The organism is Bacillota bacterium (assembly GCA_013177945.1).
GTDB lineage: Bacteria > Bacillota > DSM-12270 > Thermacetogeniales > Thermacetogeniaceae > Ch130.
This window is the reverse complement of the sequence record JABLXW010000012.1, coordinates 19,953-39,309: the sequence shown is the minus strand read 5'-3', so window position 1 is coordinate 39,309 and position 19,357 is coordinate 19,953. Positions and strand designations below refer to the sequence as shown.

Sequence of the window (19,357 nt, the reverse complement as noted above, 5' to 3'; positions counted from 1 at the left end):
CCTGATTGGGGTCAGATCGCGAGAATTCCCGCCAGCTCCCAAATCTCCCGGTCCAGCTCTCTTTTTTGCCTCAAAACCTCTTCCAGTTCCACAGAAACCAGCTTTCCCGCAGCGATCCCCACCATTTTCCCGGTTTCTCCTGACCGCAGTAAATCGACGGCTTTAGCCCCCATCCGGCTTGCGATCACCCTGTCGAGGGCGGTAGGTGTGCCCCCCCGCTGAAGGTGCCCGAGAATTGTGATTCGGGTTTCGAGCCCCGTTCTCTGCCGGATTTCCTCCCCGACGGCCAATCCGCTTGCAGCGCCCTCGGCAACGATGATAATGCTGTGGAGTTTGCCGCGGTTCAGGCCCCGTTCCAGTTTAAAGATAACTTCGTTCATATCGTAGGGAATTTCGGGAATCAAAATGGATTCCGCTCCCCCTGCCAGCCCTGCAAAGAGGGCAATATGCCCGGCGTGACGCCCCATCACTTCAATGACAAAGGTCCGCTCATGGGAGGTTGCCGTATCCCTGATCTTATTGATGGCGTCAACCACGTTGTTGACAGCAGTATCAAACCCGATGCAGTAGTCGGTGCACGGCAGGTCATTGTCAATTGTGGCAGGCACCCCTACGACCCCAATCCCGTGCCTCGCAAGGGCAAGGGCGCCGCGAAAAGAACCATCCCCTCCGATGACAACAACCCCTTCGATTCCCTCCGCCTGGAGGTTGTCCACTCCCCGCGCCTGGCCTTCCGCTGTTTTAAATTCTTCACACCGGGCGGTCCGCAGCATCGTCCCTCCCCGGTGAATGATATCTGCCACCGAACCCAGGGAAAGCTGCACAAATTCTTTCTTTAAAAGGCCGAGGAAACCCCTCCGGATCCCGATCACCTCAAGGCCATGATAAATGGCTTTCCTGACCACGGCTCTGATGGCCGCGTTCATTCCCGGGGCGTCGCCGCCACTTGTGAGAACTCCAATCCGGCTGGCAGGTCGCATCCTCTTCACCCTCTTGGTCTTCTACAGGTTAGTTTTCCCTCTTAATATTTCCCTATGCCGCGGAGGCGGTTCCAGCGGTTTAAAACGAGTTCCTCAGGATCGATCCGCTTCAATTCGTCAAGCCTTTTCCTGAGTTCCTGGCGCAGGTTTTCGGCCGCTCCCTGCGGGTCGCGGTGGGCGCCGCCAAGCGGCTCCGGAATAATCCCATCGATGACACCCAGTTCGAGCAGTTCGGGCGCCGTAAGCTTCAGGGCTGCGGCCGCCTCCGGAGCACGTCCGGCATCCTTCCAGAGGATGGCAGCGCACCCTTCAGGAGAGATTACAGAAAAGATGGCATTCTCGAGCATCAAGAGGAGATCCCCAACCCCCAGGGCGAGGGCGCCCCCGCTTCCCCCCTCCCCAGTGATCACGACGATAATGGGAGTTTTAACCCTGGCAAAGGCAGAGAGGTTGCGGGCAATCGCCCAGGCCTGCCCGCGCTCCTCGGCCCCGACCCCGGAATAAGCCCCGGGTGTATCGATAAAGGAAATCACCGGGCGGCGAAACTTTTCTGCCTGCTGGACAAGGCGAAGCGCTTTCCGAAAACCTTCAGGGTGGGGCATTCCAAAGTTGCGGGCAAGATTTTCCTTTGTATTGTGGCCCTTGACGTGCCCGATGACGGTGACAGGAGAGCCCTCAAACCTGGCGATCCCCCCGACAATGGCAGGATCGTCACCGCTGCACCGATCCCCAAAGAGGGCAAGAAAATCAGTAAAAAGAAATTTAATGTAATCAAGGGTATTGGGGCGCTCCGGGTGGCGCGCCAGCTGGGTGCGCTGCCAGGGGGTAAGGTTCTGATAAATCTCTTTTTTCAGCTCCTGTGCCCTCTTTTCCAGGAGTTCGATTTCGGTTCCCAGATCGATCCCCTTTTCCCCGGCATACTTTTTAAGTTCGGAGATCCGGTTTTCCAGTTCCACAAGAGGCTTCTCAAAGTCGAGGAGCAGATTCGGCAATCCCGCTAACTCCTTTCACCGTGAAGAGAGAGGATGTGCGCTAAAGTCTTCTTCATCTCCTGGCGGGGAACTACAAGATCGACAAAACCGTGGTCGAAGCAGAACTCTGCGGTTTGAAAACCAGGAGGGAGCTTCTCCCTTATTGTCTGCTCCGTCACCCTCCGTCCGGCGAATCCAACCAGCGCCCCGGGTTCTGCAAGAATAATGTCCCCCAGGGCGGCAAAACTGGCGGTGACTCCGCCCGTTGTGGGATCGGTGAGAACCGAGATATACAAAAGCCCGGCCTCATTGAGTCTGGCAAAAGCCGCGCTCGTTCTTGCCATCTGCATTAAAGAAAAAATTCCTTCCTGCATCCTGGCGCCACCAGATGCCGAGAAAATCAAAACCGGCAATCTGCTTTCCAGGGCCCTTTCTGCAAGCCGGACGATTTTTTCTCCGACAATGCTCCCCATGCTCCCCATGATGAAGTGGGGCTCTAAAACACCTACCTGCACCGGCCAGCCTTCAATGGTGCCCGTACCGGTAAGAACGGCCTCCCGCAATCCCGTTTCCTGCTGGGCGCAGGCCAGCTTTTCCCGGTAGTTGGGAAAACCTAAAAGATCAACGGGCGCCAAATCGCCGTCGAACTCTTCAAAACTCCCTTCATCAAGGGTCAAAGCCAGCCTTTCCGGAGCAGTAAGCCGGAAGTGGTAGCGGCACTTCCGGCATACCTTGAGGTTTTTTTCAAGCTCGCGCACATATAAAAGCTCTCCACACTGCGGACACTTGAGCCAGAGGGCTTCCCTTTCCCGCGGAGCGTGATCGGCTTTTACGGTAATGTATCTTTGCTGCTTCCGGAACAGATCCCTGAACAGTCCGCTCCCTCCTTATTCAGGCAACAAATGATACCCGGATTCCGGTTGAGGTTAGACCCCTGCAGAGCCCTGGCGGGGCTCTGCAGGGCAACTGGTGGGTGAGGCGGTTCCAGAAGTGCTGTCTTTTAAACAGGAACAGTGCTGCTTAAAATCTCGTAAGCTTCTTCTGCCTCCGACTCCGGCACCAGAATCTCAACCGCTCCCCCGTCTCCAAAATGAGGGATGCCGGCAGACCGGAGCATTACTAAAAGTCCCTCCGAAGTAAGGATTTCTTTAAGCATCTCGGCAGTTGCCCGGTTTGGTGCAATATAAACTACCGTCCACATCGAATTTTGGCCCCCTCCCCATCCAAAATTCTGGTGGATAAAGCATTCGACCAGACAGCTGAAGATTCCTGCTCGAAGTTTCGTTAAAATGATTGCCCGGCTAGACGGTGGTCTCGAACGACCCAAACTTTGTATAGATAACAGCCCGGCCGCGCACTTTAATCGCCGAGGTATGCTCCGTGAACTGGGCAATCATTACTTCTCCCTTGTCAAGTTTTTCGGTGTGATGGAGTCTGGTATCCTTGCCCCGGGTAAGGCCGATAATGGTAACCCCATTTTCCAATGCCTTCACTGCAATATAATCACCCAGTACAGAGTGTTCAACCACTGCAATCACCGTCCTTCGCCTTATCTTTTTGATGATACCATATTTTTACTGATATTGCAAATTTATCAGGCTGTTGACGCCAGAAACGATTTCTTATCCAGGACCAGGCACGAGCCGGGCCCGCATAATCCTTCGACCTGATAGCACAGTTCTGGCGTGACTTCAACCCAGAAAGAGGAATCGGTTTTAATAAGCTTCTTCTGCTGGACGAAATAAAGAAAGACAGGAGTGGGGCCGCGCTGCTGCATAAAAAGAACGCGCAGCTTTTCAACCACCTCCGGCCTTCCCGCGAGGGGATTAATCCGCACGTAAAGGTACTGCGAGGGTTCCTTTTCAAGGGGCCTCACCTCTTCCCCGAAGATCCGGCAGGATTCTTCCTGCAGACTGACCCGCCCCACCACAATGACAATGGCATCCTCTTTCAGGAAACGAAGCTCTTTTTCGTGCCCGCGAGGGAAGAAAATGACCTCCACACTCCCTCCCAAATCCTCCAGTGCAAAGTAAATGACCCCTTCGCCCCGCTTCGTGGTTGCCCGGTGCAGAGAGGTTATGATCCCTCCCACCGTCACCCGCTCCCCGTCCCTGTACTGAGCAAGCTCGCCAATGTACGCAGAGGTTCTCCCTGCCAGGAGGTCCTGGTAATCTCGCAGGGGATGGCCGCTGACGTAAAAACCCAGGACCTCTTTCTCTCGGGCCAGAAGTTCCTGCATGGGGAATTCGGGAATTGCAGGGTAATTCCGGTTAATTTTGTTCGCCTGCGGCTCTTCAAGGAGATCGAAAAGAGAAACCTGGCCGCTCACCTGGGCCTCCTGATCCCGGCGGTTGGCCTGGGCGGTTTCCATGCAGTCGTCCAGCACCGCCAGCAACTGCGAACGGTAAAATCCCAGGGAATCGAAAGCCCCGCACAGGATCAGGCTTTCAATCACCCGCTTATTCACCTGCCGGAGGTCCACCCGCTGGCAGAAGTCATCCAGCGACTGAAAGGGGCCGCCCGTCTGGCGCGCCTTGATAATCACCTCGACGGCCCCCTCGCCGACGTTTTTTACAGCAGCAAGCCCGAAGCGGATCCGGTTCTCCCCGACGACGGTAAAGTTGACCAGACTCTCGTTGACATCCGGCGGAAGGATTTCGATCCCGAGCCGGCGGCACTCCTGAATGTAGTAGGAAACCTTATCGGAGTTGCTCCGGACGCTTGTCAACAGGGCGGCCATTAAGGCAACCGGATAATGGGCTTTCAGGTACGCAGTCTGGTAGGCGATCAGGGCATATGCTGCAGAGTGGCTCTTGTTAAAGCCGTAACCCGCAAAATGCTCCATCAAGTCGAAGATCTGCCCGGCCAGCCCGGGATCCACCTGGCGCGCTGCGGCTCCGGAAACAAAGGTTTCCCGCAGCCCTGCGATCACCTCCGGCTTTTTCTTGCCCATCGCCCGCCGCAAAGAATCCGCCTGGGCCATGGTAAAACCTGCAAGCTCACAGGCGATCTGCATAACCTGCTCCTGGTAGAGAATTACTCCGTAGGTTTCGCTCAAAATCGGTTCCAGGGCAGGGTGAAGGTACTGGACCGGAGTCTGACCGTTCTTGCGGTTGATAAAATCCTCCACCATCCCGCTCCCCAGGGGGCCGGGCCGGTACAGGGCAACCAGGGCGATTAAATCCTCAAAACGCTCCGGTTTCATGCTTTTGAGGAGGTGCCGCATCCCGGTGCTTTCCAGCTGAAAAACCCCTACCGTTTCCCCTGATGCCAGAAGCTCATAGGTCAACCGGTCATCCAGGGGAAACTGGTCCGGATTCAGCCGGATCTTATTCATTTCGAAGACGATCTCCAGCGTGTTGTCGATCACGGTAAGGGTGCGGAGGCCAAGCAGATCCATTTTTAAAAGCCCGATTTCCTCGACGATTTCCTTTGGGAACTGGGTCGTCACGGTGTCTCCGGTTCGCTGCAACGGGACGTAGTTGATCAGGGGTTCCCTGGAAATCACGATTCCTGCAGCGTGTGTCGAGGCATGGCGCGGCATCCCTTCAATCGCCCGCGCCAGCTCCACCAGGTTCCGGACCTCCGGGTTTTCATCGTAGAGCTGCCGGAGCTCGGGAGAGGTCTGCAGGGCCCTCTCCAGGGTCACCCCAAGCTCCTCGGGAACGAGCTTTGCAATGCGGTCCACTTCCGCAAGGGGGAGATTCAGCACCCGCCCCACGTCCCGGATCGCTCCCCGCGCCATCATCGTTCCAAAAGTGATAATCTGGGCAACGTGATCAGACCCGTATTTCTCCACGACATAATCGATGACCTCTTCCCGCCGCTCGAAGCAAAAGTCGATGTCGATATCGGGCATGGTAATCCGTTCCGGGTTGAGAAAACGTTCGAAAAGGAGGCCGTACTTCAGGGGATCGATGCTGGTAATGCCGAGGGCATAAGCCACCAGGGACCCCGCAGCCGAGCCCCGCCCCGGCCCCACGATAATCCCTTTCCGGCGCGCCCAGTTGACGAAATCCTGGACGATCAGAAAATACCCGGCAAATCCCATTTTGCAGAGCACCTGAAGTTCGTATTCCAGCCGCTCCCGCGCCCCGGGTGGAATCTCTCCGTGGTAGCGCTGTTCCAGACCCTCCCAGCAGAGCTTTTTTAAATAAGAATCCAGATCGTATTCATCCGGGACCCGGTATTCGGGGAGGTGCATCTGGTTGAAATCCAGCTCCACCCGGCAGCGCTCGGCGATTTCCCTCGTCCGCCTGACCGCCTCCGGGTCCCCGGGGAAAAGGGCCGCCATTTCCGCCGCAGATTTGAGATAAAACTCCTGGGTCGGGAAGCGCAGGCGGTTCTCATCCTGAACGGTTTTACCCGTTTGGATGCAGAGAAGAATGTCATGCACTTTTGCATCTTCTTTTCGGATGTAGTGGGCATCGTTGGTCACTACCAGAGGAATCCCCGTCGCCCGGGCAATTTCCCTCAAACCGGCGTTGACCCGCTGCTGTTCCGGCATCTGGTGGTCCATCAGTTCCAGGAAGAAATTATCGGGACCGAAGATTTCCCGGTAGGCTTCGGCCGCCTCCCGCGCCTTTTCCTCCTCGCCGGAAAGGATTGCCGCAGGCACTTCTCCTGCCAGACATGCACTCAGAGCAATTAAGCCTTTGCTGTGCCGGGCCAGCAGTTCCCGGTCGACGCGGGGCTTATAGTAAAAACCCTCCAGGTAAGCAGCAGAGACTAAAGCGAGCAGATTTTTATAACCGGTCTCGTTTTCTGCAAGGAGAGTCAGGTGGTACTGAGAATCATCAACATGGGGCACCCGGTCAAAGCGCGTCCTTGTTGCTACATAAACCTCACAACCCAGAATTGGGTGGATTCCGTGCTCCTTAGCCAGCTTGTAAAAGTCAATCACGCCGTACATCACCCCATGGTCTGTCAGGGCAAGGGCCGGCATTCCCATCTCCGCAGCCGTTTTCACCAGATCCTTTAGGCGGGCTGCCCCGTCCAGCAGGCTGTATTCACTGTGAACGTGAAGGTGGACGAAACTTTCGCTCATCCTGAACTACCCCGCAATTTCGATAAGATATATTTCAAGAGGCCAGGAGAGATCCCCGGCGCAACCCGGATTCTGCTTCTACACCGGACTTTCATCAAGACGCAAACTGCTTAAAAAAGCCGCCAAATCCTGAAAGGAACCCCGGTAATCGGTTTCGATGGGAAGCCCGCGCGGGTTCAGGAGCCAGTCCTCCACGAGAAAAGTCGTGACCCCCAGCTTCCTGGCAGCGAGATCCTCCTCAACATCGTTCCCGATCATCAGGCAATCCTGCGGCCTGACGCCCAGGCAAGAAATGACCTCCTGATAATACTCCAGGCGCGGCTTGCAGAAGTGGCTGTTTTCATAAGTTGTCACAAGGGCGTAGGGCAGATCCCCGATTTCCACCCAGTTCATGCGCTCCTGGATGGCTCTCTCGGGAAAAACGGGGTTGGTGGCAATCACAACCTGAAAACCTCTTTCAAAGAGGCGTTCCAGTAAAGGACGCGCCAGAGGGTTGGGGTGAATGCAGCGCTTCAGGCTGGCGAAATCAAAAGCATAAAATTCATCAAACATCGGGACGAGAACCTCCTCGGGAAGGCTGACACGGGGAAGAAAATGAGACCAGAAAACCTCTTTGTTTGTCTTTTCGGGGTTGGTGTCGTTAATCATGGCCATTGTCCCGTAGAGAATGTCCTGGATTAATTTCTCGGGAGGAATGAGATGGGCAAACTTGCGGGTTACGGCTCGAAAGTACTCTTTCATAAAGATATCCATGTTCATCGGCAGCAGAGTGCCGTCAAGATCAAAGAGCAGAACCTTAAACACAATACTCCCTCCCGGGCTTTCTCGGAAATTTTATTTTGGAATAGTCTAGCATATCCTACCAGGCAAGACAAGCTTCCGCATGAAGGGCTCTTGCGGTGCCGCACAAACGGGAGGCAGAAAAGAAATCATCGGGGGAATGGCCCGCCAGGCACCACAGGGGGCAGCGAGATGCTCCCTGCAACGTCGGGCCTGCGCCCGGGAGATTGAACGGCAGGTTAAAAAAATAAATGGTCGGGATGACTGGATTTGAACCAGCGACCTCACGGTCCCGAACCGTGCGCTCTGACCAAGCTGAGCTACATCCCGACTCCGGCAACTATAATTTTAACCCTTTTCCCTTCCTCCGTCAAGAATTTCGGTGCCACTTCGAGGAATTCAGAACTTCCCCCGGAGGGCGGCTCCCGTGTCCTCCTTTCCTTATTTTCCCGTTTCCATCGGTCGATTTTGCCTTTCTCAAAGCACCCTTTCTGCTGGGAGAAACAGAAGAGCTTTCCTGTGAAAGGCCCTCGATACAGGAAGATTTGCCTCATTAAGGCCTTTCAGCGGCGTGTCAAGGCCACGAAAAAGACCAGCACGCCCAGAAGAAAGCGGTACCAGACAAAAGGGGTGTAATCCCTGGTCTGCACATAACGGAGCAGAAAGCCGATGCTGGCAATCCCCGCAGCAGCAGAAACGACAACACTTACCAGAAAGGGAAGGTTGACCATGTCCGGGCGTGCCATCAGATCCGGTACCTTCAGGAGCCCTGCCCCAAAAATAATCGGCGCCGAGAGGAGAAACGAAAACCGCGCCGCTCCTTCCCGCGTCAATCCGGCAAGCAACCCGGCGGTCATCGTGACACCTGAACGAGAAACTCCCGGAACAATCGCCAGGGCCTGGGAGAACCCGATCAGCAAACTCTGCCAGAGGCCAACCCGTTCTATTTCCACGCTTTTGGCCCCTTTCCGGTCGGCCCAGTATAAAATCAGGCCCATGGTAATCAACATGATCCCTACAAGCACCGGGGTCCGGAAAACGGTTTCGGCCCAGTCTTCAAACAGGTAGCCGAGGGCTGCCCCCGGAAGAGAAGCCAGGACCAGATACCAGAAGAGGCGGCCCTCCGGATCGCGTAATCCTTTTCCCGCCCCCAGCAAAAGGTTAAACCAGTCCCGCCAGAAATAGGCAACTACGGCTACCAGTGTTCCCAAATGAAGGGCAACATCTACAGCAAGCCCCTGGTAGGTCCAGCGGAAGAACCAGGGAACCAGCACCAGGTGGGCAGAACTGGAGATAGGCAAAAACTCACCAAACCCCTGCACCAAACCGAGGACAACCGCCTGCCAGATTGTCACCGCAGAACCTCCTTGAAATCAAGTGCTACCGAATGCGTCTTGCGCTGCTTCTTCCCTGCTGCATCTCCACCAAATAGGCAACATCGGCCGAGTCCGCCAGGTGCTGGTTGTGGGAAACCATAATGATCTGGCGGCCGAGGCTCTGGCTGAAACTCTTTAAGAAGCGGGCCACCTGGGGCGAAAATTCCTCGGAAACATGTTTTGCCGGTTCATCCAGGATTACAGGCCCCCCCAGAGGAGGACGGAAGGCATGCAGAAGGGCAAGCCGCAGGGCAAGGGAAATCACATCAACCACCCCGCCCCCTCGTGCATCCTGGGGAGTGGTTTCGACCTTGAAATCTCCGCCATAGGTGGAGCAAACGTAAAACTCCGCTTCGGGCCGGTCCCTCTTCTCTTCCACCTTCACCCTGAACTCCAGATCCCCTCCGAAAACAAACTGCAGGGCCTGGGTAACAAGAAACTCCACCTGGCGGCGACCCTGTTCCCGCGCGTGTTTTGCCGCCTCCAATAGGAGGAGGCGCACCTTTTCCAGGCATTCGATTTCTTCCCGAACCTCTCGGAGGCGATTCTCCAGGGCGGCTTTTTCCTGGAGGAGCTTTGCCTGTTCCCCCCGCTGCCTGTGGTAAAGGGCTTTCATAAGTTCAAGGGAATTTTTCAGAGAAGCCAGATTCTGTCTCACTCAATCCGCTCCTTTTCCAGGAGATCCCAGGGGACCAGCTTCCGGGCCTCCTCGAGAAGCCGGTTCAGCTCGCCTTTCAATGCCGCAATTTTCTCGCCCAACTCCTCGGGTTTGACGCCGTATTCCGCTGCCTTCTGGTAAAGCTTTTCCCGCTGCTTCTCAAGCAATTCCTTCTGGCTCAGGGCGCGCGACCTCAGGTCGCGGGACCTGCGCAACGCCTCCTTCAGGTGGTTGACCTGCTTTTCGTACAGAACCTGCTCTTTTTGCTCCTGCAAAATTTCTCCTCCTCCCGGTATCCTCTTACTGGTATTCGGCAAGCACCCGCGCCACCGCCTCCTGCGTCAGTTCCCCAAAGCAGACGGGACACCTCCCAAGCTTTGTGAGAAGCAGGCGAAAATCCGCAAGGTGCTTCTCCATCTCCTTCTGGCAACGCGCAACGGCAGCACAGGCTCCCCGGTACTCCCGCTCGTGGTCCTGCCAGGCTTTCCACATCTCCTGGTAAATCCGGATCTGCTGGACCAGATCTGAAATGAGGGTCACCTGTTTTTCCGCCCTCTCCAGCGCTCCGGTGCGCTCCACAACGCGGGCCGCCCTGACAAGGAGAGTCGCAACGGCATCCGCCTCCCGGGCAATCTGGAGGAGGTCGTTTAACTGCCCGGTAAGCACCTCCAGCTTCGCCGCAAGAATTTCCGCAGCAGGAACCGAACTCGTTTTTTCAAGAATTTCTTCCACCTTTTTCAACTGAAGTTCGGTCTCCTCCATTTCGGCGCAGAGGAGCACCAGGTCCCTGTATTCCTGCAGGCAAGCTTCAAGCCCCTGGAGCCGGGCCTCGGCCTGATCCAAAAGGGCGAGCGCCTCAAGGCGGCTCTCCACCTCCTTCAGGGCGCTTTCCAGTTCATTCCACTGGTTCTGGATCTCATTCAGAGCATCAATGGTGTTGGTGATTGCTTCTGCCCTGGCAGCCGCTTCTTCCAGATCCCGGATCTGGGCTTCAAGGCGGGGCAGATGATCGTAGGCATGAAGGGCTGTTTCCAGATTTTTAAGGTTGAGACTGCACCGGTTTTCCTCCTCGCGCAGGCGCCTGAGGTCCGTCCCCACGGATTTCTGGGCCCAGTCGAGGATGTGCACGCCACCCAGCTGCCCGATCACCTTGGCCCGGACCGCGCCGTTCTCGGCCAGGAGAAAGGGTGCTTCCAGCTGGCCCCCCAGGTTCAATTCAACCCTGTTGCGCTCATCTATGAAAACCTTCCGGACTCCCGAAGCGAGGATGATTTCGTGCGGAACATCCCCTCCGAAACCCTCGTAAATTTTCTCTTCCTCACCAGGCCGCTGCAAAATGTAGCGGTTCTTCCCTCCTGTATCCCGGAGGCGCTGCAATTTCGTCCCGTCGTCGAATTCCACGAGCACGCGCACAGCGCGCGCCCCAACGCGGATAAAGTTCGCCCCCTTGGGCTCGTTGTAAAAAAGCCAGCGGAGCGCCCTGACCAGAGCAGATTTCCCGTAGTCGGAAGGGCCTACAATTACATTCAAACCCGGTTCCAGGGTAAGCTCTGTATGCTCGTGGGACTGGAAATTGTCCACAACGACTCTGCGCAGGAAACTCACGCTTCTTCCTCCTCCCCCCGCGCCAGCGCCTCCTCGGCCCGGGCAATGCGCCTTAACGCTTCTTCTCTCACCCTCTGGTCAAGCTTTTCTGCCCGGACGATTTCTTCAATCAAAAGGCGGACATCGGTGCGCTGGTAAGAGCCGGCAGCCTTGACCTCCGCAAGATATCCGGCCAGCCGCTGTTCCCGAAAAGCAGCCTCTTCCAGATGGCTCCGATCGAGGACTTCTTCACCCGGAGGGGCGCTTATCAGGCGGATCTTTTCGTAAACGGGCCTGCTTCCGGAAAAATCGATCAGGACCACCTGAACCGGCCTCCTCATTTCGGCGGGGTGGCTTGAAAGCCGGGCGAGCGCGCCTGGATTGAGAAAGAACTTGCCATCTCTTTCTGTGTCCGGAAAGCCCAGGTGGTTGTGGCCCGCCAGGGTAAAATCGGCTTCCGTTTCCCAGATCTGCTCGACCAGGGTGTAAAAGGGGCCGGGGAAGCAGACGCGGTCCAGCAGCATCCCGTGCACGAGGTGAATCGCAAAATCGCAATCTTTTTTTTGCACCACATAATCCTTTTTCGGATCCCGGCGGTCCATCTCAAAATGGTACCCCTGGCCCGTCAGCTGAACGCGGATCCCGTTTTTTTCTAAATAGACAGGCTCCCTTCCGACCAGATGTACAATTCCCAGGCGCGCTACAAAACCCAGCATCGTCCGGGGCAGCGTCTCCTGGTTGTGTCCGAAAAGGTCGTGGTTTCCGGCAATGGTGTAAACCGGCGCCGGGAACTGCTGGTAAATCTCGAGGAAATCGGCGCAGACACTGAGGGACGGTGCAGGAACATCGAAAAAATCCCCTCCGTGCAAGATGTAATCAACCTCCCGCTCCCGGGCAATTTCCACTACCTCCCGGAGTTTGGCCGCCAGGGTGGCGGGAAAATTGTCTTTCCGGTTCGCAGGGGTTGTACCCCTTTTGTGATCGTCGGTAAGAAACAAAAACCGCATTTTAGATTTCTTCCTCACGCAAAGAGTAGGTGGGGCCGAAGGGCCCTTCTTCCTTTTCAAGCCTTCCGGCAGCAGCAAATTCTTCCAGCCACTCCCAGACCTCGTTAAAGGTGACGGGCCGGTTCAGGGCGCGCTCGAATTCGGGGAGGTACAAATTAACCTGCCCGGCGTGCAACGGCAAATACTGCACCAGCAGGCGCCAGATCTCCTCGCGGGCCGTCTGGGATTCCTCCTCCAGCTCGGCAAAAGGATTTGCCGCATGGGGGGGCCTGGTCCGGGCGCAGCGGATCCGCACCGCAACCGTCCTTCCCACAACAGCAGAGGAGATAAAAGCCGTACCCGAACTCAGATAGGGGAGGCGCTCCGCCTCTTCACGCGTGATATCGGTTTCTTCCTTGATGACACCGATATCGGTAGCCCTCACCGTCCTGAAAATGATTTTCGTGTTCAACTGGGCGGTGACAGTCTCGTCAAGAAGGGCCGGGCGCTGGGTGGCCAGAACCAGGAAAACCCCGTACTTCCGGCCCTCCTGAGCCACTTCCCGGAAAATCCCGCGCGCCGGAGCGTTGATTTCAAAACTCTTTGGGGCAAAATGATGGGCCTCATCGGTAACGATTAAAAAAGGCGGAAACCTCTCTCCGGGTGCCTCCCCCCGCTGCAGGGCATCCTGGTAGCCCCGCCGGAGCCGGTACAGCTTCCGGATGAGGTAAGCACTGAAAACCGTGAGGAGCCAGATGGGGCCCCGAATCACGGTCAGGCGGCGGTGCTTCAAGGCGTTGATGATCGGTTCGATGTTCTTTTGAAAGATTCCTTCCCGTTCCAGGCGGTAAAGACGCCACCGGATCCCCCGCAGGCTGCTGGGATGGCCGGCCTGACGCGCCATGGCTTCCAGGGATTTTTCATAGCGGGAGTTCTCTCCGTACCTGCGCCTGATGCGCTCCCGCGTCTCTTCTTCCCTCTCGGCCAGGCCGATCAGATCTTCGAGTTTCTGGGAAAAACTTACAAAGGAATCCCGCTCCTGGTGGATCGCCTTCAGGGCGTTATCCATTCCCTCGGTATAGTTCGCGCCTGCCGCCTGGATAAGGGAGGCGAGGTCGTTGCTTGTCAGGTCTTCAAAACTTACCCCGGTGTCGCGGCCGACGGTCAGGATTTCGGTTCGGGAAGCAAAAGAATCGACCCACTCCCTCTCCATCCCTTCGAAGGGTGTGGCAAAGCTCATTTCGTAATGGGGATCGAAGACCAGGGCAGGTATTCTCTTTTCTAAAACCTCCTCCAGAATCACCCGCATCCCGAAGGATTTTCCCGAGCCCGAACCCCCGAAGATCCCGATATGAGGGTACTCCTGCATGGCGCGGTAATCGAAGACAAAGGGCACCCCGCTCTGGGGCAAAATCCCCTGCCCTTTTATGTAAAGGGGAGCAATTTCCCGGAGTTCTTCAGGCAGCCCCGCTTTCAGCTCCTCCGTTCCCAGAAGCACGCCCAGGACGAAACCTGAAGCAGGATGGCACGGCAGCAAAAGGTCCCTGACCTCGGCGAACTCCGGCACCCGGACGCGCGCTCCAACCGCCACCGGGGCGGGAAGGTCGTTCAGAATCCGGAGCTTCGCAAGGTGGATTGTTTCTTCCCCCAGATTGAAACCGACCTGCTCCAATCCCTCCCAGACCTCGGGATCGATTAAAGGGCTGCGCTCCAGGGTGAGAGGGATGAACCTGTTGAAGGACCTGGTCTCAACAACCTCCCCGCGGGGGAATCCGTGCTCCGGGTCGTCCACAATCAGGACTTCGTTGATCCGGAATTTCCGCTCCCGGGATGCCACGTATACATACTGCTGGGTTGTTACTCCTACCACCTGCATCCAAAAGCCCTCCTAAAGATCCCGCCGCGCCCGCAAGGGCCGCAGGAAGAGTTCGGTCACCGCAGGATCCAGATAATTCGCGATCAGAACCTCCACCTGGTCCCGCGTGAACCGGACCTCGGCATCGACAATATCAAGCCAGAGGGGAAAACCCCTTCCGTGTTCCGGGGTAATGGTGTAAAGAAAGTTCAGAGCCGTCGCAAGGTCTCCTCTCTGCTCGGGAAGATAGTCGACCGCAATAACCTGAGGGTGGGAAGCAAGGCGCACGTAAACCCGCCCCACCTTTTCGCGCCCTTCTTCCCTTAGCTGAAACCCCTCCCCCGGCCGCAGCAGGCTGTACAAAATCTCCCGGTCCGCCATCATTCCGGCCCCGAGATCCCTAAAGGAACTGGTTGCAATCTCCTCGGTTACTCCCAGCAGCAAAGTCCGCCGGCTCAAGGCGCACGACTTTAACTCTTCCCAAACCAGCGGTGCATGGGCCTCGAGCCTGGCAAAAGCCCCGTCCCACAAAAGGAGGCGGGGGTGTTCTTCTTCCAGGGCGCGCCTTCCTGCTTCCGCTTCGAGGGCAGCGAGGGTTTCCCAGCGGAGGCGCGCCAGGGCCTCCTCAGGGTCAAGACCGGTCTTCACCTTCTCCTCCACCTTTGCCCGGTGCTCCGGCAGAAGGGGGGAAAAGATCCGGTGGGCCCAGAACCGCTTCCCTTCTGCGCCGGCCCTGCAGGAGCGGGCAAGGGCCCGGAAAAAGGTTACGGTGTAGGGGAAAGCGGCACCAAAAGTGTTCAGAGAGCCGTCAACTCCCACAAGGGAGGAGCCCCGAAAAAATTCCTGGATTTCCCCGCCGCTGAGGCGGCAGAGGGAGAAAAAGCTCCCCTTTTCGCGGGCTTTGCGCCGCCGGGCCTCCCAGCTTCCCCGCGCCTCTTTCCGCCGCTGCAAAAATCCATTGAGCTCTTTTAATTCCGAAGCCAGTCCTGCTATCTGGAAAAAAATGAGATCCCCTCCTTTTCTTCAATCCTTATTCTACCACAAAGTGCAGCGCCGGGAACCAGGCTTTTTCACCGACTCCGGAGAACGCTTCCGGACCTCACATCTGTTAAAAGCCTCTCTCTTAAAGCCGGCTTTCCGTTCACAAAAACGTACTCCAGAACATGTTCCTTCCCGGTTCTTCTCACAACCAGGATGTCTGCATAATAAGAAGGAGCAAGCATCCCCCGCCCCTCCAACCTGAAAAAGCGGGCCGGCAAAAAGCTCAACCTCCAGACCTTTTCTTCCAGCGGCCGCGCCCCCAGGCGGCCTTCCTCCTCCCGTAAAAGGTTCAAATAAGGACGGGGGGCTTCTCCGGAATCGGCGTATACCGCCTGCCAGCAGAAAGAAGAGAGCGAGGCCAAGGCCTTTTCTCCCCCCGCCTCATTCAGTTCAACCTGAAGCTCTTTCCCCTGCAGCTGCCGCGCGAGGGCCGCGACCGGCAAGCCTCGTTCCCGGGCCGCCCCGGCCAGGCTTTTCCCACGCAGCTCCGCAAGCTCCTCCGGAACCCTGGCAAAGACCAGGTCCCCGGGATCGAAACGCCCGAGAGCCCGGTCGAAGCGGTGGCGCGGCCCCCCTGTGAGGAGAAAGGGGTTGAGGTCTCCCCTCACCTCTACCCCTGCTGCAGCCGCCCGTTTAAGCTCCCCGCTGACATTTGCAGCCAAATCGGAGGAAACTCCCTTCGGGAGGCGAAAATGCCTGAGATAAGGCTGAAAGGGAATGCGCCGCGCCTCCCGAACCACCTCCTGGAGCACCTCCAGGAGGTTGTTTTCCTGGAAAAAAACCTCCTCCGGCAAACCCAGCACCAGCAGCGGGGGAGGCGCGAAATTTGCCAAAACCTTCTCGATTTCCTCCCAGGTCCAGCAGGCGCCGGGCAGAGAGTTGAGGTCCAGGGAAAATCCCAGCGCACCCTCCGCCAGGCCCTTTTGGGCCAGCCCCCGCAGGGTTTCCAGGGCGGGAGGGCTGATCGGCCGCGGCCCTTTCTGGACGATCCCCCTGAGGGTCCCCAGGCCGAAGAGGGTTCCGTAGTTGAGGCGGGGATTGCTCTGTGCAACAAGATTCAGATGCTTTTCGATCTCCGCGGGAGCATTCCCATCTCCCCCGCCGATGACGGTTGTCACTCCTGCCCTGATGAACTCTTTCTGTTTTTCCTCTTGGGGAAGAAGGCCCGGCCGGAGCGCCACAAAGCCCGGCAGGAGCAGTGCGCCCCGGACATCAATCACCCGCGTCCCGGGTGAGGGTTCGATCTCCCGGCCCACGGCGGCAATCTTCGCCCCCCGGATCAGGACATCGGCGGGGTAGGCTTTCCGGCCGGAGCCGTCCACAACAATGCCGCCCCGCAAAAGGGTTTCGTGCCAGGTGGCCCCCTTCGCCTCCCGAAGGAGAAAATACCAGAAGTTATAGCTGATGATAAAAAGGGCCGTCAGAAAAACCAGGAAAAAACTCGGGCGTCTCAAAAAAACAACCCCCTGCCTTCTTCCTCTCGTACTTTTACGGCAGGGGGGGTGAAAAATCCTTTTTTCTCAGGGGCCGAATTATCCGTAGCGGAAGATTACACCGAAGGAGCCGCGGGGGTAGTTCCAGGTCAGGGCCCCCTTCGGGCAGACCACCCGGCAGGCGCCGCACTCCAGGCACCCGGCGTAGTCGAAGTTAATCTCCTCCCCGTTCCAGGTGTAGAGCCCCGCGGGGCAGACGAAGGTGCAGGGCTTAACCGAGCAGCTCCTGCAGATGTCCCTCTTCAGTACAATATGCGGTTCTTCGTGGTCAACCTCGAATTTATTCAGGGCAAGGCGCTCCGAAATACTCAGGCGCTTCATATGCTTCTCGCCCCCTTCCAGGCATCCCGTATCAGCTGGATGAGGGAAACGCGCCGCTTCAGGTGCTCTATCGCCATCCGGCGCACGGGCTTCGGCCTGGCCCCCCTCACCTTGAAGAGGTCGGCCATCATCTCCACCACCAGCTCCGGGTAGGTGGTGTAGAGCCGCGGCGTTTCCAGGAAAGCAGGAGCGTTTCTGTAGGCCTCGAGGTCCCAGGAGACATGAGTCTCCCGCAGCATCTCTTCGTAGATTTTCAGGGTGGCGGCGCTGAAGTCCCCCTTCTCTCTGGCGGCAAGAACTGCCCGGGCCGCCGTGGCCCCGGCGGTTACGGCCAGATCCATCCCCCGCACCATGAAGCCGGTGTTGATGACCATTCCGGCAGCGTCCCCGCACACCAGCATCCCTCCCGCAACCAGCCTGGGCTGCATGGCAAGACCCCCCTCGGGGACGAGGTGGGCGGAGTATTCCACAACTTCCCCACCCGCAAGCAGCGGCCTGACCGCCGGGTGGAGCTTGAAGTCCTCCACGGCCTCGGGTACGCTCACACCAGCTTCAGAAAGGGCGTGCAGGGAAAAGACGAGGCCGAGAGAGATGCTCTCCCTGTTGGTGTAGAGGAAGCCCCCGCCCTGAACCCCCCTGGTGCAGGCACCCACAAAGAGGCGGGCGGCCCCTTTTCCTTCCCCCAGGCCGAAGCGGTCCTCGATGGCTCTGGCGGGAAGGGCAATAACCTCCTTGACGCCGACCGAGACGTACCGGGACGGAAGTTCACCCCGCAGGCCGCCCTTCCGGGCAAGGAGGGAATTGACCCCGTCGGCCGCGATGACCACATCGGCCAGGATCTCGTCCTCCCCGGCCCTGATCCCGCAGACCCGGTCGCCGGAGAGCAAAAGGTCGTCGACGCGGACCCCGGTAGCCAGCACCGCCCCGGCCTCTTCGGCCTTGCCGGCCAGCCAGGCATCAAAGTCGGCCCGGAGCACGGTGAAGGAGTGGTCGGGGGGCTCGCCCAGTTCGGGAGAGGCGAGGCTCACGGTCACCGCCCCGCCCTCGGTTAAAAAGCAAAGCTCCTCCTTCTCCACACAGCGCTCCACCGGCGCTTCTTCCCAGAAGTTGGGAATAATTTTGTGGAGGGAGTGGCTGTAGAGGCGCCCCCCCATCATATTTTTGCTTCCCGGCGCAGGGCCCCGCTCCACAAGGAGTACCTCAAGACCCTGGCGGGCAAGCTCAAGGGCCGCCGTGCTTCCTGCAGGCCCCGCCCCTACAACAATGCAGTCGAATTTTTCCTCGCTCAACCGGGTCACCCCAACTTTTTAAGAAGCCCTGGCTTCTTTAATCTTTTTGATGAGTTCCGGAATCACCTGGTAGAGGTCGCCCACGACCCCGTAGTCGCAGGCCTCGAAAATGGGGGCGTCCTCGTTTTTATCGATTCCGACAAGCACCCTCGCGTCGCGGCACCCGGCCAGGTGCTGCACCTGGCCTGAGCTTCCCACACTGAGGTAAAGGTGCGGCTTCACGATCCGCCCGGAAATCCCTATGTAGGAGTCCTCGGGAAACCAGTGGTAGCCCTCCTCTTCGGCCACGGGCCGGGTGCAGGCAAGAACGCCGCCCAGGAGCTCCGCAAGCTCTTCGAACATGGCAAGATCTTCCTTTTTCTTGACTCCCCGCCCGATGGTGATCACCACCTCGGCAGATTCGAGATCGGCCGACTCCCTCGCGCGGGCCCTGCGCTCAAGGACGCGGATGCGCCCCGGCATGCCGTCCGTTTCCACGATTGCGGCCCCTGCCTCACCTGAAGCCGGAACCTCCCAGGTGCGGCCCGGAACGGTCACTACCGGAATCCCGGAAACAAAGGTGCCCGTGCTCACCGCGAGCCCGCCGTAGACGAGCCGGCGCACGGCAATACCGTCAGCAACGCTTTCAATAACCGCCTCGGTTGCCAGGCCGGAATCCAGGGCGGCAGCCAGGAGCGCAGCCAGGGTCTTGCCGCGTTTCGTCGCTCCCACCAGGATCAGGTCTGCTCCTTCCATTTTTATAAGTTCAAACAAGGGCCGGTACAGATCTTCCACCGCAGCCCCGTTTTCCAGATTAAAGCAGTACACCTTCCCGGCGCCTGCTGCGGCTGCAGCCTCTGCTCCCTCGCGCGATCCAAGCGCGGCTGCGGTCACGACCGCACCTTCCCCGAAAAGACTCCTGGCGCCGCCCACCAGCTCCGCCAGTATTTTCGGCTGCTCTGATATTGCCCAAACCTTCTTCTGCAAGATTTTTCCC

Annotated in this window: 19 protein-coding genes and 1 tRNA gene; 1 reads left to right on the top strand and 19 read right to left on the bottom strand. The window is 57.9% G+C overall.

Going from position 1 to position 19,357, the window contains the following annotated elements; translation table 11 throughout:
- Window positions 1-11: 11 nt before the first annotated feature.
- From pfkA to HPY58_07825, 7 genes are all read right to left on the bottom strand, one after another.
- Window positions 12-980, bottom strand: a complete 969-nt coding sequence (gene pfkA, locus HPY58_07855; protein NPV29555.1) for a 6-phosphofructokinase — start codon at window positions 978-980, stop codon at window positions 12-14.
- A gap of 41 nt (window positions 981-1,021) precedes the next feature.
- A complete protein-coding gene (locus HPY58_07850) occupies window positions 1,022-1,963 on the bottom strand; it encodes an acetyl-CoA carboxylase carboxyltransferase subunit alpha (GenBank protein ID NPV29554.1) in 942 nt (313 codons plus the stop codon).
- A 14-nt stretch (window positions 1,964-1,977) separates the two neighbouring features.
- Window positions 1,978-2,826 carry an acetyl-CoA carboxylase carboxyltransferase subunit beta gene (locus tag HPY58_07845; protein NPV29553.1) on the bottom strand — a complete coding sequence of 283 codons (849 nt, stop codon included), beginning with the start codon at window positions 2,824-2,826 and terminating at the stop codon, window positions 1,978-1,980.
- 125 nt (window positions 2,827-2,951) lie between these two features.
- Window positions 2,952-3,152, bottom strand: a complete 201-nt coding sequence (locus tag HPY58_07840) for a glutamate decarboxylase (protein ID NPV29552.1) — start codon at window positions 3,150-3,152, stop codon at window positions 2,952-2,954.
- Window positions 3,153-3,252: 100 nt separating this feature from the next.
- Window positions 3,253-3,480, bottom strand: coding sequence for a trp RNA-binding attenuation protein MtrB (mtrB, locus tag HPY58_07835; protein ID NPV29551.1), 228 nt, complete (start codon window positions 3,478-3,480; stop codon window positions 3,253-3,255).
- A 65-nt stretch (window positions 3,481-3,545) separates the two neighbouring features.
- Window positions 3,546-6,998: a DNA polymerase III subunit alpha gene (locus HPY58_07830; GenBank protein NPV29550.1), complete on the bottom strand. Its 3,453-nt coding sequence runs from the start codon at window positions 6,996-6,998 to the stop codon at window positions 3,546-3,548.
- A 78-nt stretch (window positions 6,999-7,076) separates the two neighbouring features.
- Window positions 7,077-7,802, bottom strand: a complete 726-nt coding sequence (locus HPY58_07825; protein ID NPV29549.1) for an HAD family hydrolase — start codon at window positions 7,800-7,802, stop codon at window positions 7,077-7,079.
- Between the two features lie 79 nt (window positions 7,803-7,881).
- Here HPY58_07825 and HPY58_07820 point away from each other — a divergent pair, with 79 nt between their 5' ends.
- Window positions 7,882-8,052, top strand: coding sequence for a hypothetical protein (locus HPY58_07820; GenBank protein ID NPV29548.1), 171 nt, complete (start codon window positions 7,882-7,884; stop codon window positions 8,050-8,052).
- Here HPY58_07820 and HPY58_07815 read toward each other — a convergent pair.
- From HPY58_07815 to HPY58_07760, 12 genes are all read right to left on the bottom strand, one after another.
- A tRNA-Pro gene (locus HPY58_07815) sits at window positions 8,031-8,108 on the bottom strand. The two genes, HPY58_07820 and HPY58_07815, sit on opposite strands and share 22 nt — an antisense overlap.
- 233 nt (window positions 8,109-8,341) lie before the next feature.
- On the bottom strand, window positions 8,342-9,133 hold the full coding sequence (locus HPY58_07810) for an undecaprenyl-diphosphate phosphatase (protein NPV29547.1): 792 nt from the start codon (window positions 9,131-9,133) through the stop codon (window positions 8,342-8,344).
- Window positions 9,134-9,158: 25 nt separating this feature from the next.
- A complete protein-coding gene (locus tag HPY58_07805) occupies window positions 9,159-9,812 on the bottom strand; it encodes an ATP-binding protein (protein ID NPV29546.1) in 654 nt (217 codons plus the stop codon).
- On the bottom strand, window positions 9,809-10,087 hold the full coding sequence (locus HPY58_07800) for a hypothetical protein (GenBank protein NPV29545.1): 279 nt from the start codon (window positions 10,085-10,087) through the stop codon (window positions 9,809-9,811). Before HPY58_07800 ends, HPY58_07805 begins: the two co-directional genes overlap by 4 nt.
- Before the next feature lie 25 nt (window positions 10,088-10,112).
- A complete protein-coding gene (locus HPY58_07795; protein NPV29544.1) occupies window positions 10,113-11,417 on the bottom strand; it encodes an AAA family ATPase in 1,305 nt (434 codons plus the stop codon).
- Entirely contained in the window at window positions 11,414-12,403 is a 990-nt protein-coding gene (locus tag HPY58_07790; GenBank protein NPV29543.1) for a serine/threonine protein phosphatase, read from the bottom strand. Before HPY58_07790 ends, HPY58_07795 begins: the two co-directional genes overlap by 4 nt.
- A 1-nt stretch (window position 12,404) precedes the next feature.
- Window positions 12,405-14,258 (bottom strand): ATP-binding protein, encoded by a 1,854-nt coding sequence (locus HPY58_07785; GenBank protein ID NPV29542.1) that lies wholly within the window; start codon window positions 14,256-14,258, stop codon window positions 12,405-12,407.
- A gap of 12 nt (window positions 14,259-14,270) precedes the next feature.
- Window positions 14,271-15,188 carry a DNA double-strand break repair nuclease NurA gene (locus tag HPY58_07780; protein ID NPV29541.1) on the bottom strand — a complete coding sequence of 306 codons (918 nt, stop codon included), beginning with the start codon at window positions 15,186-15,188 and terminating at the stop codon, window positions 14,271-14,273.
- A 119-nt stretch (window positions 15,189-15,307) separates the two neighbouring features.
- Window positions 15,308-16,732, bottom strand: coding sequence for a hypothetical protein (locus HPY58_07775; protein ID NPV29540.1), 1,425 nt, complete (start codon window positions 16,730-16,732; stop codon window positions 15,308-15,310).
- A 78-nt stretch (window positions 16,733-16,810) separates the two neighbouring features.
- Entirely contained in the window at window positions 16,811-17,092 is a 282-nt protein-coding gene (locus HPY58_07770; protein NPV29539.1) for a ferredoxin family protein, read from the bottom strand.
- Window positions 17,089-18,381 carry an FAD-dependent oxidoreductase gene (locus tag HPY58_07765; GenBank protein NPV29538.1) on the bottom strand — a complete coding sequence of 431 codons (1,293 nt, stop codon included), beginning with the start codon at window positions 18,379-18,381 and terminating at the stop codon, window positions 17,089-17,091. The genes HPY58_07770 and HPY58_07765 overlap by 4 nt, the downstream gene beginning before the upstream one ends.
- 18 nt (window positions 18,382-18,399) lie before the next feature.
- Entirely contained in the window at window positions 18,400-19,347 is a 948-nt protein-coding gene (locus HPY58_07760; GenBank protein NPV29537.1) for an electron transfer flavoprotein subunit alpha/FixB family protein, read from the bottom strand.
- Between the last annotated feature and the right edge of the window lie 10 nt (window positions 19,348-19,357).